Source organism: Nitrosospira sp. Nsp11, assembly GCF_900142705.1.
Lineage (GTDB): Bacteria > Pseudomonadota > Gammaproteobacteria > Burkholderiales > Nitrosomonadaceae > Nitrosospira.
This window is the reverse complement of sequence record NZ_FRBV01000004.1, coordinates 25,628-41,725: the sequence shown is the minus strand read 5'-3', so window position 1 is coordinate 41,725 and position 16,098 is coordinate 25,628. Positions and strand designations below refer to the sequence as shown.

The following is a 16,098-nucleotide window of genomic DNA, read 5'->3' as shown; positions in this document are numbered from 1 at the left end:
TAACCCGTTTTCAATCGCTCTTCCTTAAACATGACTGCTGCGCTCCGCCCGATCTACCGGGTTCTACTGGTATTTCTCATACTGGCGGTATTGTTGGCAGGTGGCTGCTGGCTGGTGCTGCGCGGGAGCTTGCCGCAGTATGCCGGAACAGTGAATGTAAAGGGCCTGTCTGCTCCGGTCACTGTCGAGCGCGATGCGCTGGGTAGCGTGACTTTGCACGCGCAGGATCGCCATGATCTGGTTTGGGCGCTTGGTTATGCCCATGCGCAGGAGCGCTTCTTCGAGATGGATCTGATGAGACGACAAGCAGCCGGTGAATTGGCAGAGTTGTTCGGACCGGCAGCCTTGCCGGCCGACCGCAAAGCGCGGAGGCACCGCATGCGCTCGCGTGCATCGGCGGTATTGCAAGAATTGCCGACCGGCCAGCGGCAGCTACTCGACGTATATCGCGATGGGGTAAATGGAGGCCTGAACGCGCTCGCTACGCGGCCATTCCCATATCTGCTGACGCGCACGCTCCCGGTTGCGTGGCGCACTGAAGATAGCATACTGGTCGTCAATGCGATGTATTTCACGCTGAATGACGGAAGTAATTTTCGCGAGCTTGCATTCTCTACCATGCATGCAACATTACCCGAAGCGGCTTACCGGTTTCTCACCGCTGGTGGCGGTGAATGGGATGCGCCACTTCTCGGCAACGCATCCCAGTGGCCACGAACGCCTTCCGCGGATGAGCTCGACCTGCACAAGCTCGACCCCGGCCTTTTGCGCGATACCGAGGATCACAGCGATAATTTGCCCGGCAGCAATAGCTTTGCCGTGGCCGGCGAGTTGGCTGCGGGCGCCGCGCTAGTCGCCAACGATACGCATCTGGAACTGCGTGTTCCCAATATCTGGTTCCGTACCCGTTTGATCTACCCGAACTTGCGGCGTCCCGGGCTTGACCACGACATTATCGGGGCCAGCCTTCCTGGCACGCCCGCAATCGCAGTCGGTTCGAATCGTCGTATCGCGTGGAGTTTTACAAACAGTTATGGTGATTTCACGGACTGGGTGCGGGTCAGGCTGGACCCGGCGGATAAATCGAGGTACCGCAACGCAACCGGGTGGAACTCCGTCACCGTTCATCGCGAAACCCTGCATGCGCGCGGCGCGCCGGATGAGGCACTCGATATTTATGAGACCGAGTGGGGACCAATACTCGCGACTGACCACGACGGCGTGCCGCTTGCGCTCGTCTGGACTGCGCACCAGCCCGGCGCGATCAATATGGAGCTCGCCCAGCTGGACGGGGCGGAAACCGTGGGTGAAGCCGTCATGATTGCCCAGAATGCGGGCATTCCCGCCCAAAATTTTATTGTCGGTGACCGCGAGGGCAATATTGCCTGGACCATTGCCGGGCGTATTCCAGTCAGAACCGGTGGTTATGATCCAACAATGCCGGCAGACTGGAGCGAGCCGGGTATGGGGTGGAGCGGCTGGCTTATGCCCGCCCAGTACCCATTGATCGTTAATCCACCCCAACAGAGACTGTGGACGGCGAATGCACGTACTGTCGACGGCCTTATGCTCGACCGGCTCGGCGATGGAGGCTATGACCTCGGTGCCCGCTCGAAGCAGATCCGCGATAGTTTACGCGGAAGCGGGCATTTCTCACCCGCAAGCATGCTTGCAATCCAGCTGGACGACCGCGCGTTATTCCTGGCGCGCTGGCGGGGACTTCTCGAACTGACGCTGAACCGTACAGAAACGGCGCCTTGGCAGGCCGAAATGCAGCAAGCGCTCCGCGATTGGGATGGACATGCCTCGACATCGTCAGTTGCCTATCATCTGGTCCGCACATTCCGCCGGGAGGTCACCAATAGAGTACTCGACGGTTTTGCGGCAGCAGTGCGCAGTCAGTCGCCAGATTTCGTGCTGCCAAAGCTGAATCAAGCCGAACACGCTGTGTGGACCTTGATCGAGCAACGTCCACAACACCTGTTGCCGCCTGCGTACGCCGACTGGGAAGACTTGCTGGGCAGCTCTGCCAGACGCGTGGCGGAGCGTATGCTAAGCCAACCGGGCGGCATTATGGCTCGTAGCTGGGGTGAGCGTAACACCGCCCGCATCAGGCATTCGCTCAGCCGTGCTCTACCTGACTTTATCGGAGTATGGCTGAATATGCCAAAGGATGAGCTGCCCGGCGACAGCAATATGCCTCGCGTGCAGGGACCAAGCTTCGGGGCCGCAAATCGTTTTGCAGTTGCCCCCGGTAATGAAGAACGAGGTTATTTCGAAATGCCCGGCGGACAGAGCGGGCACCCTTTCTCACCCTATTATGGCAGCGGGCATGCCGATTGGGTTAACGGCATACCCACTCCATTTCTCCCGGGACCACCCGAACAGACACTGCACCTGCATCCGCTTACGAAAACGCCATAATTGATGGTTGGGAACCACGTTGCTTTCATTTTCCTCATGAAGGCCGGCTACCAATTTTCCACCGGCTTAAGCATTTTCTCTTTGCCGGCATGGATTCGTCCGGCTAGACGGCGCGTCCAACTCCAATTCACCAGAATGATGCTTCATCAGTAGCTGCACACAAACCGGTCAAGCCGACTAGACCAGCGGCGAGATTGGCAGCGTAAAAAAACGATAGTCATGACTCGCACCCATTTGACAACCGACTGAGCGTTGTCTATATAAATAAAGAACGGGCACTTGTGTTATTTCTGCTTCGGCTTTGCATAGCTTTGTATAGCCCGATATAACTCGACGCGAAGGAGCTATCATGAACAAGTTTTTTTCCCTCTTGCTCACTGCAGCTTTTGCCGCTACCGTCTGGATACCACCCGCGCTTGCGCAGTTGCAAACCAAAATCGTCGCCACCGGTTTAAGCCGGCCCTTGTTCGCTACTTCACCCAATGGCGATTCGCGGCTATTCATTGTAGAGCAGGGTGGATTGATCAAAATCCTCGAGAACGGGGCGGTGCGTTCCACTCCATTTCTCGATTTGTCCGGCTCGGTCAATACCGACGGCGAGCGCGGCCTGCTCGGTATGGCGTTTGATCCGAATTTCGCGACCAATCGCCGCTTTTATGTCGATTATATAGACAAGACAACGCTCAACACGGTCGTCGCCACTTATCAGGCCAGCGCGGCGCAACCCAATATAGCGGATGCCGCAAGCGGGCAAACGGTGATCACCATCGCTCAACCAGCCGGGCTCAACAATCACAAGGCAGGTTGGATCGGTTTTCGCCCCGGCGAGGCCGCGAACCTTTACATTGGCACCGGCGACGGCGGATCTCGCGATGATCCTCAGAATCGCGCACAGAATCTTTCCGAAAATTTGGGAAAAATGTTGAGGGTAGATGTATCAACCGATCGTTTGCCTAACGATGCTGCGCAATATGGCTATGCAATCCCTGCGGGCAACCTTCCTGGCGGCAACCCGGAAATCTATGCTTATGGGTTGCGCAATCCATACCGGGACAGCTTCGACCGGGAAACCGGCACGTTTTATATTGCCGACGTCGGACAGGATAATCGCGAAGAGATCAATATTGGCACTGCTGGCGCCAATTACGGATGGCGCAAGTTCGAGGGCACACGGTTAAATTTTCCTGATGATCCGTCGCTTGCGCATCATACATTGCCAATCTTCGAATATGACCACAATGGCGGCGGTGCCTCGATCACGGGTGGCTATGTTTACCGTGGGTCGGCGATCGATGGGCTGGACGGCACTTATTTCTTCGCGGACTTCATTAACGACAAGGTGATGTCTTTCCACTTTACCGGCGCGCCCATTACAAATGCCGATGTTACCGATCGCACCGCCGAATTGCTGTCTCCTAACGGTATTTCAGATGGCATCTCCTCATTTGGCGAGGATGCTGCCGGTAACCTGTATCTGGTGAGCATCAATGGTCAAGTGGGAATGATCACCGCCATACCCGAACCGGAGGGTTGGGCTATGATGCTTGCAGGCATGGCCCTTGTCTCGCTACGCGTGAGGCGCTTCGCTAAGTGCAAGACACAAAGAAAAAGTAGTGGTCGCGCTCGGGTAGCGTGAAATAATCGTCCGCCTTATTGGCGCAACGAACGTGCCGGACTGAATACCGGAAAGAAATACCATTCCTGCACGGGCAGAAGCCGCTAGCCGCCAGCTTTCAAGGCAGGAGTCATAGAGCTATCGCTTCCCTTACGGCACAAGCAGATACCCGTATTGATATAATTTCAAGACTCGGGCAGCGCTTCGGAGACAGGCCCGATATCGGCGTCCTCGACGCCAAAGGCCCCAAGCGCCACGATCCCTACGAGCCGTTGATCGTCGTCCACTACCGGCAAGCGTCGAATCTGATGCTCCCTCATGATCTGGGCTGCATTACCTATAGAATCGTCCTGATGCGCCCAGACAGGCTCATTGGACATGACATCCCGAACTTTAAAGCTCGGGCCCTGGCCTTCGGCGACCGCGCGAATTATGATGTCACGGTCGGTTATCACACCAAGCATTTGGTCTTCTTCTCCCACAGGCATCAGGCCAAAATCCCCATCGCGCATTTCTTGCGCTGCTTCCTCGATTGTTGCGTCCGGGCTGATGGTGTGCACGTCCGGAATCATCACATCGCCAACTGTTCGCATGTCAATCTCCTCCTTTGGAGCTAATAGCTATTCCCCCTGAATATTCTCCCTGCAAACGATTGCATAAACGTTATGGCTTAATCTGTCTGCTGAGGCAGTTTTCCGAAGCATCGGGACGAAATCCTCCTTGTATTGTCAAGATAATGACGCGTTCCCGCGCACGGATGCTTCTGGCGGGCAAGTTTGAGTTCCAAACACTCGTTGCTGGTATAACGCCATACCCGCCACTTCCTACTTTGACAGCTTTCTTCCTGCCAAAGTTGATTGTACCCGCGGCAATATTATTAACACCGGTCACCTTGCTAGCGTTCGCTGCTGCCGTCACTTAGAATTTCCGCTACACCAGCAAAATGCAGCCGCATAAGTCTCTCGGCACTGCTACTTGCGCCAACGGGGAAGGCTAATACCAGCACGACGGTTCAATCTCCGCCGTCAGACGGCGGGGTGCCACACCTGAAGCTGCACAAACTGACAGCCAGGCTCATGTTTCAACGCTCGCCCGGTCGGTTGGTCGGGCGCTACCCAAGCCGCGCAACGTTGCGACCTGCCCAACTTAAACTCCAATTGCGTTTCTTCACGGTTCGTCAGCTCTTGCCCACTGGAAATCCGAAGCTTTCCGACTTAAACACAGGTTTCAGGAACACAACGTCTTGACCTTAAGGTTGCACAACAGGTAATGTTCGCCCCTTGTTAATTGAGCGGCTTTGGATTCCATCGTTGAGTACTGACCCGGTTACACATGAGCTCCTGCACGATATCCTCAAGCAGGTTTCCCGTTCGTTTTATCTCACGCTGAATGTGCTGCCGGTTGGCGTGCGCGACCAGATGGGGTTGTCGTATCTCTTTGCGCGCGCAGCAGATACCATCGCCGATACGGATCTGCTCGATCGCCCGCAGCGCCTGAGATACCTTAACCAGTTCTCTGCGCAGTTCGCACATGCCGAGATTGACTGGAAGGCCATCCAGGAGATTCAGGCAGCGCTTGTTCCCCACCAGAAAGACTCTGCGGAGAGCATTCTCCTTCAGCGCCTTGCAGACTGCCTGAAATTATATGAAAAATGCTCTGCAGGGGACCGAGAGCGAATCCAATGGCTGATGAAGGTGCTACCCGAGGGGATGAAAATGGACCTGACCCGCTTCCCCGGTGAGTCCAGCGGACAACTTGCCGCATTGTCCACGCTGGACGAGCTGGATCAGTACACTTATTATGTAGCGGGGTGCGTAGGAGAATTCTGGACCAGGATGGTCTGCGCGCACCGGCCGGCAATGGCTCGGTGGAATGTCACGGAAATGTCGGCCATAGGCGTCAGATTCGGCAAAGGTTTGCAGCTCACCAATATCGTTAAAGATGTCGCCCGTGACCTGCACAACGGTCGTTGCTACGTGCCGGAGTCGCTTCTGGTGGAGGCCGGATTGAAACCGGCCGATTTGCTGGTTGAAGGCAACCTCCCCAAGTTCAGGCCCATCCTGAATCAGCTCATCGGGCTTGCCATGGAACACCTGGATCAGGGATGGCTTTATACGATATCGCTTCCCGTCTCCGAAATCCGCCAAAGATTGGCTTGCATGTGGCCAATATTATTGGCCGGGGAAACATTGAAACGGGTCGCGGTCTCCCCCGATTTGCTCAATCCGGCTGTGAATGTCAAAGTGCCGCGCAGCGTGGTTTACCGTGTGATGGCCTTGACAACGCTTACCTGCGCCAACAGTTACGTTGCGACTTCATATTGGGATCACCTCAGAAACCAGGTTGCCTGAGCAGCGGATCTGGCTGGTGCAGCGTAGCAGCGAGTCGCCCGAGTTTGAGCGAGTGAAGCAGATAAATCCGCAAGATAAAATCCGCTAAAATTTTTGACTAGGAGAACTCAATCATGAAGAAACGTGGCGTAATCGTGATCGACCTTCAGAACGAGTACTTGCCTTCGGGCAAGCTGCCTCTGTGGGGCATCGAGTCGGCCGCCGCCAATGCGGCCAAGGTGATCGACAATGCCAGGACCAACGGTATTCCGGTCTTCCACATTCGGCACGAGTTCGCAAATGGTGAAATGCCGGTCTTCGTACCGGGATCGGACGGCGTCGAGATTCAGCCCGCCGTCGCGCCAGTCGAAGGCGAGCCAGTCGTTGTCAAAAATCATGTCAATTCGTTCCGTGAGACGGACCTGAAGCAGCAGTTGGAAGCGCGCGGTGTCGACGAGGTGGTGATTGTCGGCGCGATGAGCCACATGTGTGTCGATGCCGGTGTGCGCGCAGCGGCCGACATGGGTTATCCGGTGACGGTGTTGCATGATGCCTGCGCCACGCTCGATCTCACCTTTGGTGGCGTGACAGTACCTGCCGCCCACGTGCATGCGGCGATGATGGCGGCCTTCGAGTTTGGCTACGCCACAGTGAAATCGACGCGGGAGTATTTGTCCGACGAGCCGTAGGCGTCAGCGATGAGCTCAGTCGAGCGATAAATGGCTTGGGGTGAATGCCCGAGTTCAGGATCATCAACTCGTCGGCATTGATGCGCTTCCAGCGCAGTGAAGTAACTGACGTGATGTTTATCTGATTTATTCACTTCGCTTTAATAGTTGAACTTTCCTTAGTGTTAACAGGCTCTAGAATAATCCCACGTCCAAACCGGCGGTCCAACCGATAAAGCTCATGAGAAGCCCCTTGTTATGACAGCCGTTCCCCCAGCCATCGGGCTCTTCGCGACTGTGGGCCGTTGGCTCGACGCCAACATTTTCGCGCTGGGGCGTGAAATGCGCTTGTCTTACCTCCCCCCACTCATGGTCTACGCCGCCGCTGGCATTTCCAGCCTGACGGGAATCGTCGGCACCTTTTATGTTAAAGAGCGGCTAGGGCTTTCCGCCGAGTTTCTGGCGGCGCTCGGATTCTGGATGATGCTGCCCTGGGCATTGAAGATGCCGCTCGGCCATCTGGTGGACCTGGTGTGGCGATGGAAGAGCCTGCTTGTGTATCTCGGCGCGGCCCTGATTACGCTGAGCCTGCTGATCATGATCGGGCTGCTCGGGCACCTGGACGCCATGCGCGCTATCGCTACAGTAGAAACCTGGTACGTTACCGCCGCTTTGCTCGCACCCATCGGCTATGTTGTTCAGGATGTGGTAGCAGACGCCATGACGGTAGAGGCCGTGCCGCGAGTGGATGCAAATGGACATCCGCTGACCCTTGAAAATCGCAAGTCCATGCACGTCACCATGCAGACGCTCGGGCGGGTTGCGATTATCAGTGGCGGTGTGTTGGTCTCGGTTGTGAATGTCGTCGTGTTGCAAGGGGTGGGCGAATTACCCGAGGCGCAGAAAGCAGCCGCTTATCTGTTCGTCTACGAGCTTGCGTTGATAATTCCGCTGGTTTCAGTAGCCGGCGTCTTGTTCGCCTCCTGGTTGCGGCGGCGGGATATGGCGCGATTTGCAGCGCAGGGACATAGCCGCCAGCAAGCCGAGGCCCTCCTTGGCATTGATATAGACCCGCCTCCAGTCAACTGGTGGATTCTCGGCGGCGGATTCGCCTTTACGGCGGTGTCCCTGAGCGTCGGACTAAGCCGCATCCCCGGCGGGGAAGAAATTATCTTCGCGGTATCCATGGCAATTGTTTTGTTTCTGATGTGGCGACTGACAGGCGAACTTGAGCCTGATGCACGCAACGTACTGGTGGGTACGGCAGTTCTGATATTTGTATTTCGCGCGATACCGGGACCGGGCGCCGGTTCCACCTGGTGGATGATTGACAGCCTGGGCTTCGACCAGCAGTTTCTCGCCGCATTGTCTCTGATTGGTGCGACGCTGACTCTTGCCGGTATGTTCATTTTTCGCCGTTTCATGGCTGAACGGTCGATCGCATATATCATCGGCGCGCTCACCGTTTTGGGAACCCTGCTTTCGCTGCCTACAATCGGCATGTACTTCGGGCTGCATGAGTGGACCGCCTCCCTGACCGGTGGCGTAGTGGACGCGCGATTTATTGCCGTGATCGATACTGCACTTGAATCGCCTCTGGGGCAAATCGCAATGATTCCCATGCTGGCGTGGATCGCCAACTCGGCGCCGGAAAGACTCAAGGCGACTTTCTTCGCGGTGATGGCTTCGTTCACTAATCTTGCCCTGTCCGCTTCGCAGCTCGCCACTAAGTACATGAATCAGATTTTCATCGTTACGCGTGAGGTAGATGATCCCCTTACCGGCCAGATCCTGGTTCCCGCGGACTACAGTCAGCTTGGCATATTGTTGATCTCGGTAACTGCGATCGGCTTCGTGCTGCCGCTACTGGCTATCCTGCTGGTCAAGCGCACGCGATTTCGCAATGCCTGAACTGCTCGGGCTGCAAACATTTATTTCACCCAGCCCCATACTTCATTGAAGGTCAGTTGTTCAGTTGCAAATGCCTCATGTGCTCTCTCACCCCTTGACAACATCGTGGCTGGAGGACATCATTGAACCCGGAATTACACGTTCATGGATTCTTTATCATCCCATGAATTTCCCGAGCATCAATCAAAGCTGCTGAATTTCCTCTTTTTTAACAAACTCTTCCTGTATCCGGAGAATTGCACCTATGCCACGACAAAAAGGCATAACCCTGCTCGCGCTGTTGTTGATTGTTTTTGCCACAGCAATGACCTACTGGATATGGCGGGCCCATACCCAGGTATCCCTGGAGATCACGCTTTCCTGCCGCGTGCCTGCTGCTGAGGCCTGCGCCTCGGCCAAGGCGCGCTATGTGCATAGTTTTTATTCTGCATGGTTTTCGCAGATGTTTCCATGGATTCTGCCGTTTCTTCCAGCTTTTATTTATGTATTCTTTTTTCGCTGGTTGCGCAGAGACAAGCAGTCTTTGTAAGGATTAAGAATCCGCGATTTTGCAGCCAGGTCAGGTAGAGCAATGGCGGCAAGAAAACTTATCCGGCACAGCAGGCATGGCTAACACACCTACGATTCAGGCGTGTATTACCTCAGCTATTCAGCCTGGGCGCGCTGACGGATTTGGATGAATTTAAGCTAATTCCATATTTCGCGCCATTCCCAAGGAGGGGAAGAATAAGGATCAGACCATAATCCGCGCTTGGCGGCCTGGGCTTCATCCTCGAGGGGGTCGAGGGTCGGGTCTTCTACGTAGCGGTCGTATACCCAGGCCATGCCGCGTCTCACCTGTTCCTCGCCTGCATCGACATCTCCGCAGCGAACCTTCGCAAACATGCGGCCATACTGGTCCTTGCCTTTCGGAGACACTGTCACTTTTTCCCAAAAGCACAGTTCAGTTAGGGATTGTCTCGAACGGGTGCCAAAGGGCTGGTTTGTTTCGGGCGCGTCGATTCCCGCCAGACGAACCCTTACCCACTCATTGTTTATTATCACGGTAAGGTTATCGCCATCCGCGATATGGACCACCTTGCCGGTGAGGTCCGCGCGGGCCACGCCGGGGAAGGCGATAAATATAAGCAGCGCAAGAGTAACAATGGGATGCTGCATATCCGATACCTATTCTGCTGGTAGTGCTCCAGATTATTATTAATGGCGCCTGCTGGGCAAGAGTGGCAAAAGTGGCGGGTCGTCATGAATTATAGTTGCCGTTTGCAATCGCTAGCGCCCAGTATCATGCTTCCAGTACAGTCAGCGGCAATTCCGTCTGGCGCGCCATGCCCATGCTCTGCAAGGTGCTGCCTGAAGATAACGAACTGGCACGGACGCCCAGCAATCGCAACTTGCGCTTCAACGGCGTGCGCCGCAGGCACTCTTCCGCCGCCCGACGAATTGCGACAGCATCGGCCGCAGGAAAGGATAAGGTAATATCGCGGGTTATGGTGTGGAAGTCTTCGTACCGCACCTTGATGCTGATGGTTTGGGCAACGTAACCCCTTCGCTGGAGGTCTTTTGCCAAATCTGCACAAAGGCCGGTGAAAATTTCCGACAGAATGGAGCGATCATGCTGAACGTGCAGATTTCTTTCGAACGTCGTTTCGCGACTGATCGACTTGGGTTCAGAATTCACTATTACCGGCCGCTCATCGATGCCATGAGAAACTTCTTGCAGCCAGCGGCTATAGCTGCGACCGAAGTGCGTTTGAAGAAACGCAGCATCAATTTGAGCCAGCTCGCCGATAGTAGTAATGCCGAGCATCGCCAACTTTTGAGTGGCTTTTGGCCCGATTCCACTGATTTTGCTGACTGGAAGAGGCCATATCCGGCGGGGAATATCCGCTGGATTCAGGATGACGAGGCCATCCGGTTTCTCCAGATCGGAGCAGATTTTCGATAACAGCTTGTTGGAAGCAACACCAATGGAACAAGAAAGCCCGGTGCTGTCGCGCACAGCTTGCTTGATGTGCTGGGCAAGCGTCAACACATCATCCTGCAGTTCGCTCAGGTCGATGTAAATCTCGTCAATGCCATGGTCTTCAATGTGGTGAGCAACCTCTGCCACAGCTACTTTGAACAGGCCTGAATAGTGGCGATATGCGCTGAAGTCGGCAGGCAGCAAGATGGCATCCGGCGCAAGCTGTGCGGCTTTCATCAGACCCATCCCGGAGGAGACGCCGAAAACACGAGCTTCGTAGGTGGCGGTAGTGATGACGCCCCGGCCGGCATAGTCCCTCAACCGGGCGAAACGCCTGCTGCCGTCTTTAAGCTTCTCCGGCTGCTGATCGCCCCGCCCGCCAATCACAACCGGCGAACCGCGCAATTCGGGGTAGCGAAGCAGCTCGACCGATGCGTAGAAGGCATCCATATCGAGATGAGCAATACGCCGGCACACTTAACAGCCTCCCGGCTAAATCGGAAACAACAAAGTTTGATGGTTTTTCATCAAACTTTACGCAATGTCATAAGCGGCGGTGTCGAGAGTGCGGAGCGAGTGCCCATCAGCCCCGCCGCGGTCACGCCCACAATCCCTGCAAATAAGCCGGTCAACCATATCCACGGGTTGAATGTATAGCTCAGATTCAACGCATATTCTCCGACGACATAGCCCAGCGCGTTGGCGCCCGCCGCAGCAAACAGCCCGGCAAGGCCGCCCAATATGGCGAATTCGGCTGCCCATGCGCCTGCGAGTTGTCGGCGCTTCGCTCCCAAGGTGCGGAAAATGGCAGCCTCATGAATTCGCTCATCCTGAGTAGAGACAATGGCGGCATACAACACCGTCAGTCCCGCCAGTAACGTAAAAAGGAAAACGAATTCGATCGCTTTGGTCACTTGTTCAATTACCTTCTGGACCTGGCTGATGATGTTCGCAACGTCGAGCACGAGCAGGTTGGGGAAGGCCTTGATCAGTTGGTTCGTCACTTCTATCTGCTGAGACGGCAAATGGAAACTGGTAATATAGCTCACCGGGTATTTCTCCAGTACACCCGGCGGCGTCACCACGAAAAAATTGACGCGAAAGGAATCCCAATTTACTTTCCGCAGACTGGTCACTTTGGCGGAAAATACGCTGCCCGCCACATCGTAAGTCAGCCTGTCTCCCAGCTTGATGCCGATTGTCTTCGCGATATCCTCCTCCATGGACAATTCCGCTTTTCCGCTGTCTCCCTTTTTCCACCAGTGGCCGCTGACAATCTGATTGTCACTCTGCATTTCGTCTGCCCAGGACAGATTGAACTCGCGTTCCACGAGGCGTTTGGCGCGGATATCGGCATATTCACCTGACGCGATCGACTTGCCATTGATCTCGGTCAAGCGTCCGCGCACCATTGGAAAGACGGGTGGGCGTTCCATGTTGTGCTGACTGAAAAATGCCGCCAATGGTTGTAATTGGTCTTCCTGTATATTTATCAGAAAATGATTGGGTGCATCCGGTGGCAGGCTGGTACGCCAGTCCTGCAGCAGATCGTCCCGGATGAGCGTCAGCGCGAGCATCGCCATCAGCCCCAATCCCAATGCTACGGCCTGAACCACGCTGGAAGTCGCACGCCGGCGGATACTTGCCAATCCGTAACGCCATGCGCCCGCTGTATGACCACGCATGTGCGTCAGGGCCTTTAACAGCAGCCATCCAATCAAACCAAAAACCGCGATAGCCGCAACGAATCCGCCTATGACAGATACACCCAGGCGCACATCGCCGGCTTTCCATAAGAACAATATCGACAATGCGGCCAGCCCCAGCGCATAGCCGGTAATGCTAAAGGTATTCGGCATACCAATATCGCGACGTAATACGCGTAGCGCCGGCACGCTTCGCAAATTGAGCAGAGGCGGCAATGCAAACCCAAGCAGCAACACCATGCCGGTCAGCAACCCGTGCACGGCGGGCCATATACTCGGCCACGGTAATTCAGCTTCCACCAACCCAGAAAGCCAGAAAGTCAGCGCCTCCTGCGAAACAAAACCGAGCAGGCATCCTGCCCCGCTGGCGATCAGCCCCAGTGTAATAAAATGATACAGGTACAGGCGTAACATCGAACCCTGGCTGGCGCCCAGGCAACGCATCACCGCGCAACCGTCAAGATGGCGCTGAGTAAAACGGCGTACGGCAAGCGCTACCGCCGCAGCCGCCAGCACTACGCTTGCCAGTGCGGCAAGACTGAGGAATTTTTCCGCACGCTCCAGCGCCGCTTTGATTTCGGGACGGGCATCGCGAATCCCCTCTATTCTTTCCCCAAGCATCAAATGCGATTGGGCCCATCTCCTGAAATTCTCCACGTCGCCGGATTCTCCGGAAACCAGAAGACGATAGCCGATCCGGCTACCTTCCTGCACCAACTTGGTTGCGGGCAGGTCCGCCGCATTGATCAGCACCCGGGGCCTCAGGTTGAGGAATCCGATGGAATAATCCGGTTCCTGCGTTATCAGTGCGTCAACAGTAAGGTGTACCGCCCCCACCTCTATCTTATCGCCTCGATGGAGATCAAGGCGGACCATGAGCTTCTCATCCACCCATGCCGAACCAGGCGCCGGAATTGCATTTGCAACCCGTGTGGCTTCAGGGGATACATTGCTGAAATCCTCGGTGATACGTAAGGTACCGCGCAAAGGATACCCAGCGGTGACTGCCTTGATCTCCGTCAGTAAATTGCTCTCCCCCTTCCCGGTCATACTGGGGAATTTAAGCGCGGTGGAAACTGCCAACCGCAGCCGTTTCGCTTCATCGGCATAACGCGGGGCCAGCGGATGGTCTGAAAAAACGATCAAGTCTGCGCCAAGCAACTGGTTGCCCTGGCGGGAAAGCGCCAATTGCACACGATCGGCAAAAAACCCGACCGTGGTCATCCCACCGATCGCAATAACCAGAGCGAACGTCAGTACACGTAACTCCCCCGCACGCCAATCGCGGCGAAGCATCCGAAAAGAAAGCCTGAAAATGTTCATGAAACCCTGCTGTAAATACGATGGCTAATTATTTGTGAGTACTCAGGAAATCCTGCCGGTTAAATCCTTGCGGCGAGTTCATGCTAACGCGGACGCCGATCGAGAATATTCATGGTGGTCATGGCGACACCTAAAAGTAAGCTATAACCATAATGGCAAAATTCACCAGTGTTCACAACCATAATCAACAGCGTTTGGAGTTGCGGCAGTAGGTCGGGCTCCGCCCGACGATCTAAGAAACGATGGCGGGCGCAGCCCGACCCACCGTGAGCGTAATTAATCAGGTGTTGCGTAGCTGTTGCATGTAGTCTCGCCAGCCTCCAAACCGGCTGATATCCTCCGCATCTGCGACTGCATATCCCTCACACAGAAAGCTCTGCACAATGTCGCCATTTGCCAGGGTAATGGTACCAATGCCTAGAGGCGCAGGAATACCCGCCACAAAACTGCCGAATTCCTGCGTCGGTAATTCCCACACTTCGACTTCGATGGCGGTTCCTTGTTCATTTCTTTCCACTCGCACCAATCCGGGACGATAGGGCGGTCCTCCCGGTAGCGCGTAAAGTTTATAGTCTGGTGAAGTCGTGGTGCTCAACACCAAACGTCCGCTGCGGCTGATCAGTTGTCCGTTCAACGGGAGCCCGGACAAGTGCGCGCCACAAACCGCCACGCGTACGTGGCCGGGCTGCTGATCGGATCGCGGTGCCTCTGATGAGCTCCGAATCAAGAGATGTTCCGGCAAGACCTCTTCTCGCAGGGGAATGCCGGTTGCCCCAAGGGGCAGCGCATAAGCTTGTTGCAGGCGTCCGGCGAGATGCAGCAGCGCCTCATCGTGGTGGGCTGGCGCTGAAAGGGTTATGCCGAACGGCAGTCCGTCACCTTGAAAACCGGCGGGCACCGCTACCGCTGAATAATCCAGCAGGTTCATGAAGTTGGTGTAGTAACCAAGATTTGCGTTGAGGCGTATGGGGTCCTGCTGCATCGCCTGGATTGTATAAATGGTTCCGGCTGTTGGCGTCAGCAGACAATCCACTTCAGTCCAGATTCGATCAGTCTGCCGTTTAAGCCCATTCAAGCGATATACACCGTTATAGGCGTCGGCAGCGGAGTATCGTTTGGCGCTGCCAATTATTTCCCGTACTGGCGCAATTATCTGCTCGCTACGCGAGTCAAAAAATTGCTGAATCGCCGCATAACGCTCGGCTACCCAGGGGCCTTCATAGAGCAAGCGCGCCGCTTCCAGAAAAGGTCCAAAATCTATCTCAACGGATTTACCGCCCAGACCTTGCAGTTTTACGATAGCCTCGTTGAACAGCCGTTCATACTCTCGATTACCGAAGAATTGCGATTGATCCTTGCGGGGAATACCAAAGCGAAAACGATGTTCCAAAAAGCGTTGTGTAGCAGAATCAGGGCCACGGCCGCCTTGTCTTTCCCGCGAATAAATGTCTTCAGCATCAAAGCTGGCGGTTACTTCAAGAACTCGCCCAGCATCGTCTGCGGTAAGGGCAAAGATGGAAACACAGTCAAGCGAGCGACAGGCGGGCACCACTCCACGCGTGGAAAGCCAGCCCCTGGTCGGCTTATACCCGACAAGATTATTGAATGCAGCGGGCACCCTGCCGGAACCGGCGGTGTCGGTTCCCAGGCTGAAACATACCCAGCCTTTCGCCAAGGCCACCGCCGAACCGGAGCTCGACCCACCCGAAATATAATCGAAATTGAAGGTGTTGCAGCAAGCCCCGTACGGAGAGCGAGTACCATTCAATCCGGTTGCGAACTGGTCGAGATTGGTTTTGCCGATGGGAATTGCGCCAGCGTCAATCAATCTCTGCACCACCGTTGCGCTGCGCTGCGGCGTATAGGCAAAGCCGGGGCACCCTGCCGTGGTCGGCACACCCGCCAGATCGATGTTGTCCTTTACGGCGAAGGGAATACCGTACAGCGGCAGCGCCCCCTTATCCATGGTCCTGCCCCTGGCCTCCACCTCGCGAGCATAGCGTCTCAAGGTTTCAAGCGGCAGTTTATGTATCCATACAGTCGTATCGTCCTGGATCGCCGCATGCACCGCTTCCACCATCTGGCTGGGCGTCAGTTCGCCGCTGGCATAGCGCTGCAGCAACGAGGGTATATCGCCCAGAGGCATCAATTCGTTCAA

Annotated in this window: 11 protein-coding genes; 6 read left to right on the top strand and 5 right to left on the bottom strand. The window is 55.5% G+C overall.

The features are described 5' to 3' along the window. Positions 1 to 30: 30 nt before the first annotated feature. Together BUA28_RS06695 and BUA28_RS06690 are read left to right on the top strand one after the other, a co-directional pair. Positions 31 to 2,424 carry a penicillin acylase family protein gene (locus BUA28_RS06695; protein WP_072767352.1) on the top strand — a complete coding sequence of 798 codons (2,394 nt, stop codon included), beginning with the start codon at positions 31 to 33 and terminating at the stop codon, positions 2,422 to 2,424. A gap of 349 nt (positions 2,425 to 2,773) precedes the next feature. Next, entirely contained in the window at positions 2,774 to 4,060 is a 1,287-nt protein-coding gene (locus BUA28_RS06690) for a PQQ-dependent sugar dehydrogenase (protein WP_072767351.1), read from the top strand. Between the two features lie 164 nt (positions 4,061 to 4,224). On the opposite strand, the gene BUA28_RS06685 is transcribed toward BUA28_RS06690, so the two are convergent. Then, the gene (locus BUA28_RS06685; RefSeq protein WP_072767350.1) at positions 4,225 to 4,632 is read right to left on the bottom strand and encodes a CBS domain-containing protein; all 408 of its coding nucleotides are present in this window, start codon (positions 4,630 to 4,632) and stop codon (positions 4,225 to 4,227) included. A gap of 717 nt (positions 4,633 to 5,349) precedes the next feature. Here BUA28_RS06685 and BUA28_RS06680 point away from each other — a divergent pair. From BUA28_RS06680 to BUA28_RS06665, 4 genes are all read left to right on the top strand, one after another. Continuing rightward, positions 5,350 to 6,390 (top strand): phytoene/squalene synthase family protein, encoded by a 1,041-nt coding sequence (locus BUA28_RS06680; protein ID WP_072767349.1) that lies wholly within the window; start codon positions 5,350 to 5,352, stop codon positions 6,388 to 6,390. Positions 6,391 to 6,503: 113 nt separating this feature from the next. After that, positions 6,504 to 7,058 (top strand): cysteine hydrolase family protein, encoded by a 555-nt coding sequence (locus BUA28_RS06675; RefSeq protein WP_072767348.1) that lies wholly within the window; start codon positions 6,504 to 6,506, stop codon positions 7,056 to 7,058. Positions 7,059 to 7,295: 237 nt separating this feature from the next. Next, entirely contained in the window at positions 7,296 to 8,948 is a 1,653-nt protein-coding gene (locus tag BUA28_RS06670) for an MFS transporter (protein WP_072767347.1), read from the top strand. 244 nt (positions 8,949 to 9,192) lie between these two features. Further along, positions 9,193 to 9,477, top strand: a complete 285-nt coding sequence (locus BUA28_RS06665; protein ID WP_143148453.1) for a hypothetical protein — start codon at positions 9,193 to 9,195, stop codon at positions 9,475 to 9,477. 158 nt (positions 9,478 to 9,635) lie between these two features. On the opposite strand, the gene BUA28_RS06660 is transcribed toward BUA28_RS06665, so the two are convergent. The 4 genes from BUA28_RS06660 to atzF form a co-directional block, all read right to left on the bottom strand. Continuing rightward, complete coding sequence (locus BUA28_RS06660; protein WP_072767345.1) at positions 9,636 to 10,106, bottom strand: thermonuclease family protein; 471 nt, start codon at positions 10,104 to 10,106, stop codon at positions 9,636 to 9,638. A 124-nt stretch (positions 10,107 to 10,230) separates the two neighbouring features. Then, entirely contained in the window at positions 10,231 to 11,388 is a 1,158-nt protein-coding gene (gene dinB, locus BUA28_RS06655) for a DNA polymerase IV (RefSeq protein WP_072767344.1), read from the bottom strand. A gap of 50 nt (positions 11,389 to 11,438) precedes the next feature. After that, positions 11,439 to 13,940: an ABC transporter permease gene (locus BUA28_RS06650; RefSeq protein ID WP_072767343.1), complete on the bottom strand. Its 2,502-nt coding sequence runs from the start codon at positions 13,938 to 13,940 to the stop codon at positions 11,439 to 11,441. Positions 13,941 to 14,220: 280 nt separating this feature from the next. Further along, positions 14,221 to 16,098 carry an allophanate hydrolase gene (gene atzF / locus BUA28_RS06645; RefSeq protein WP_083569911.1) on the bottom strand — a complete coding sequence of 626 codons (1,878 nt, stop codon included), beginning with the start codon at positions 16,096 to 16,098 and terminating at the stop codon, positions 14,221 to 14,223.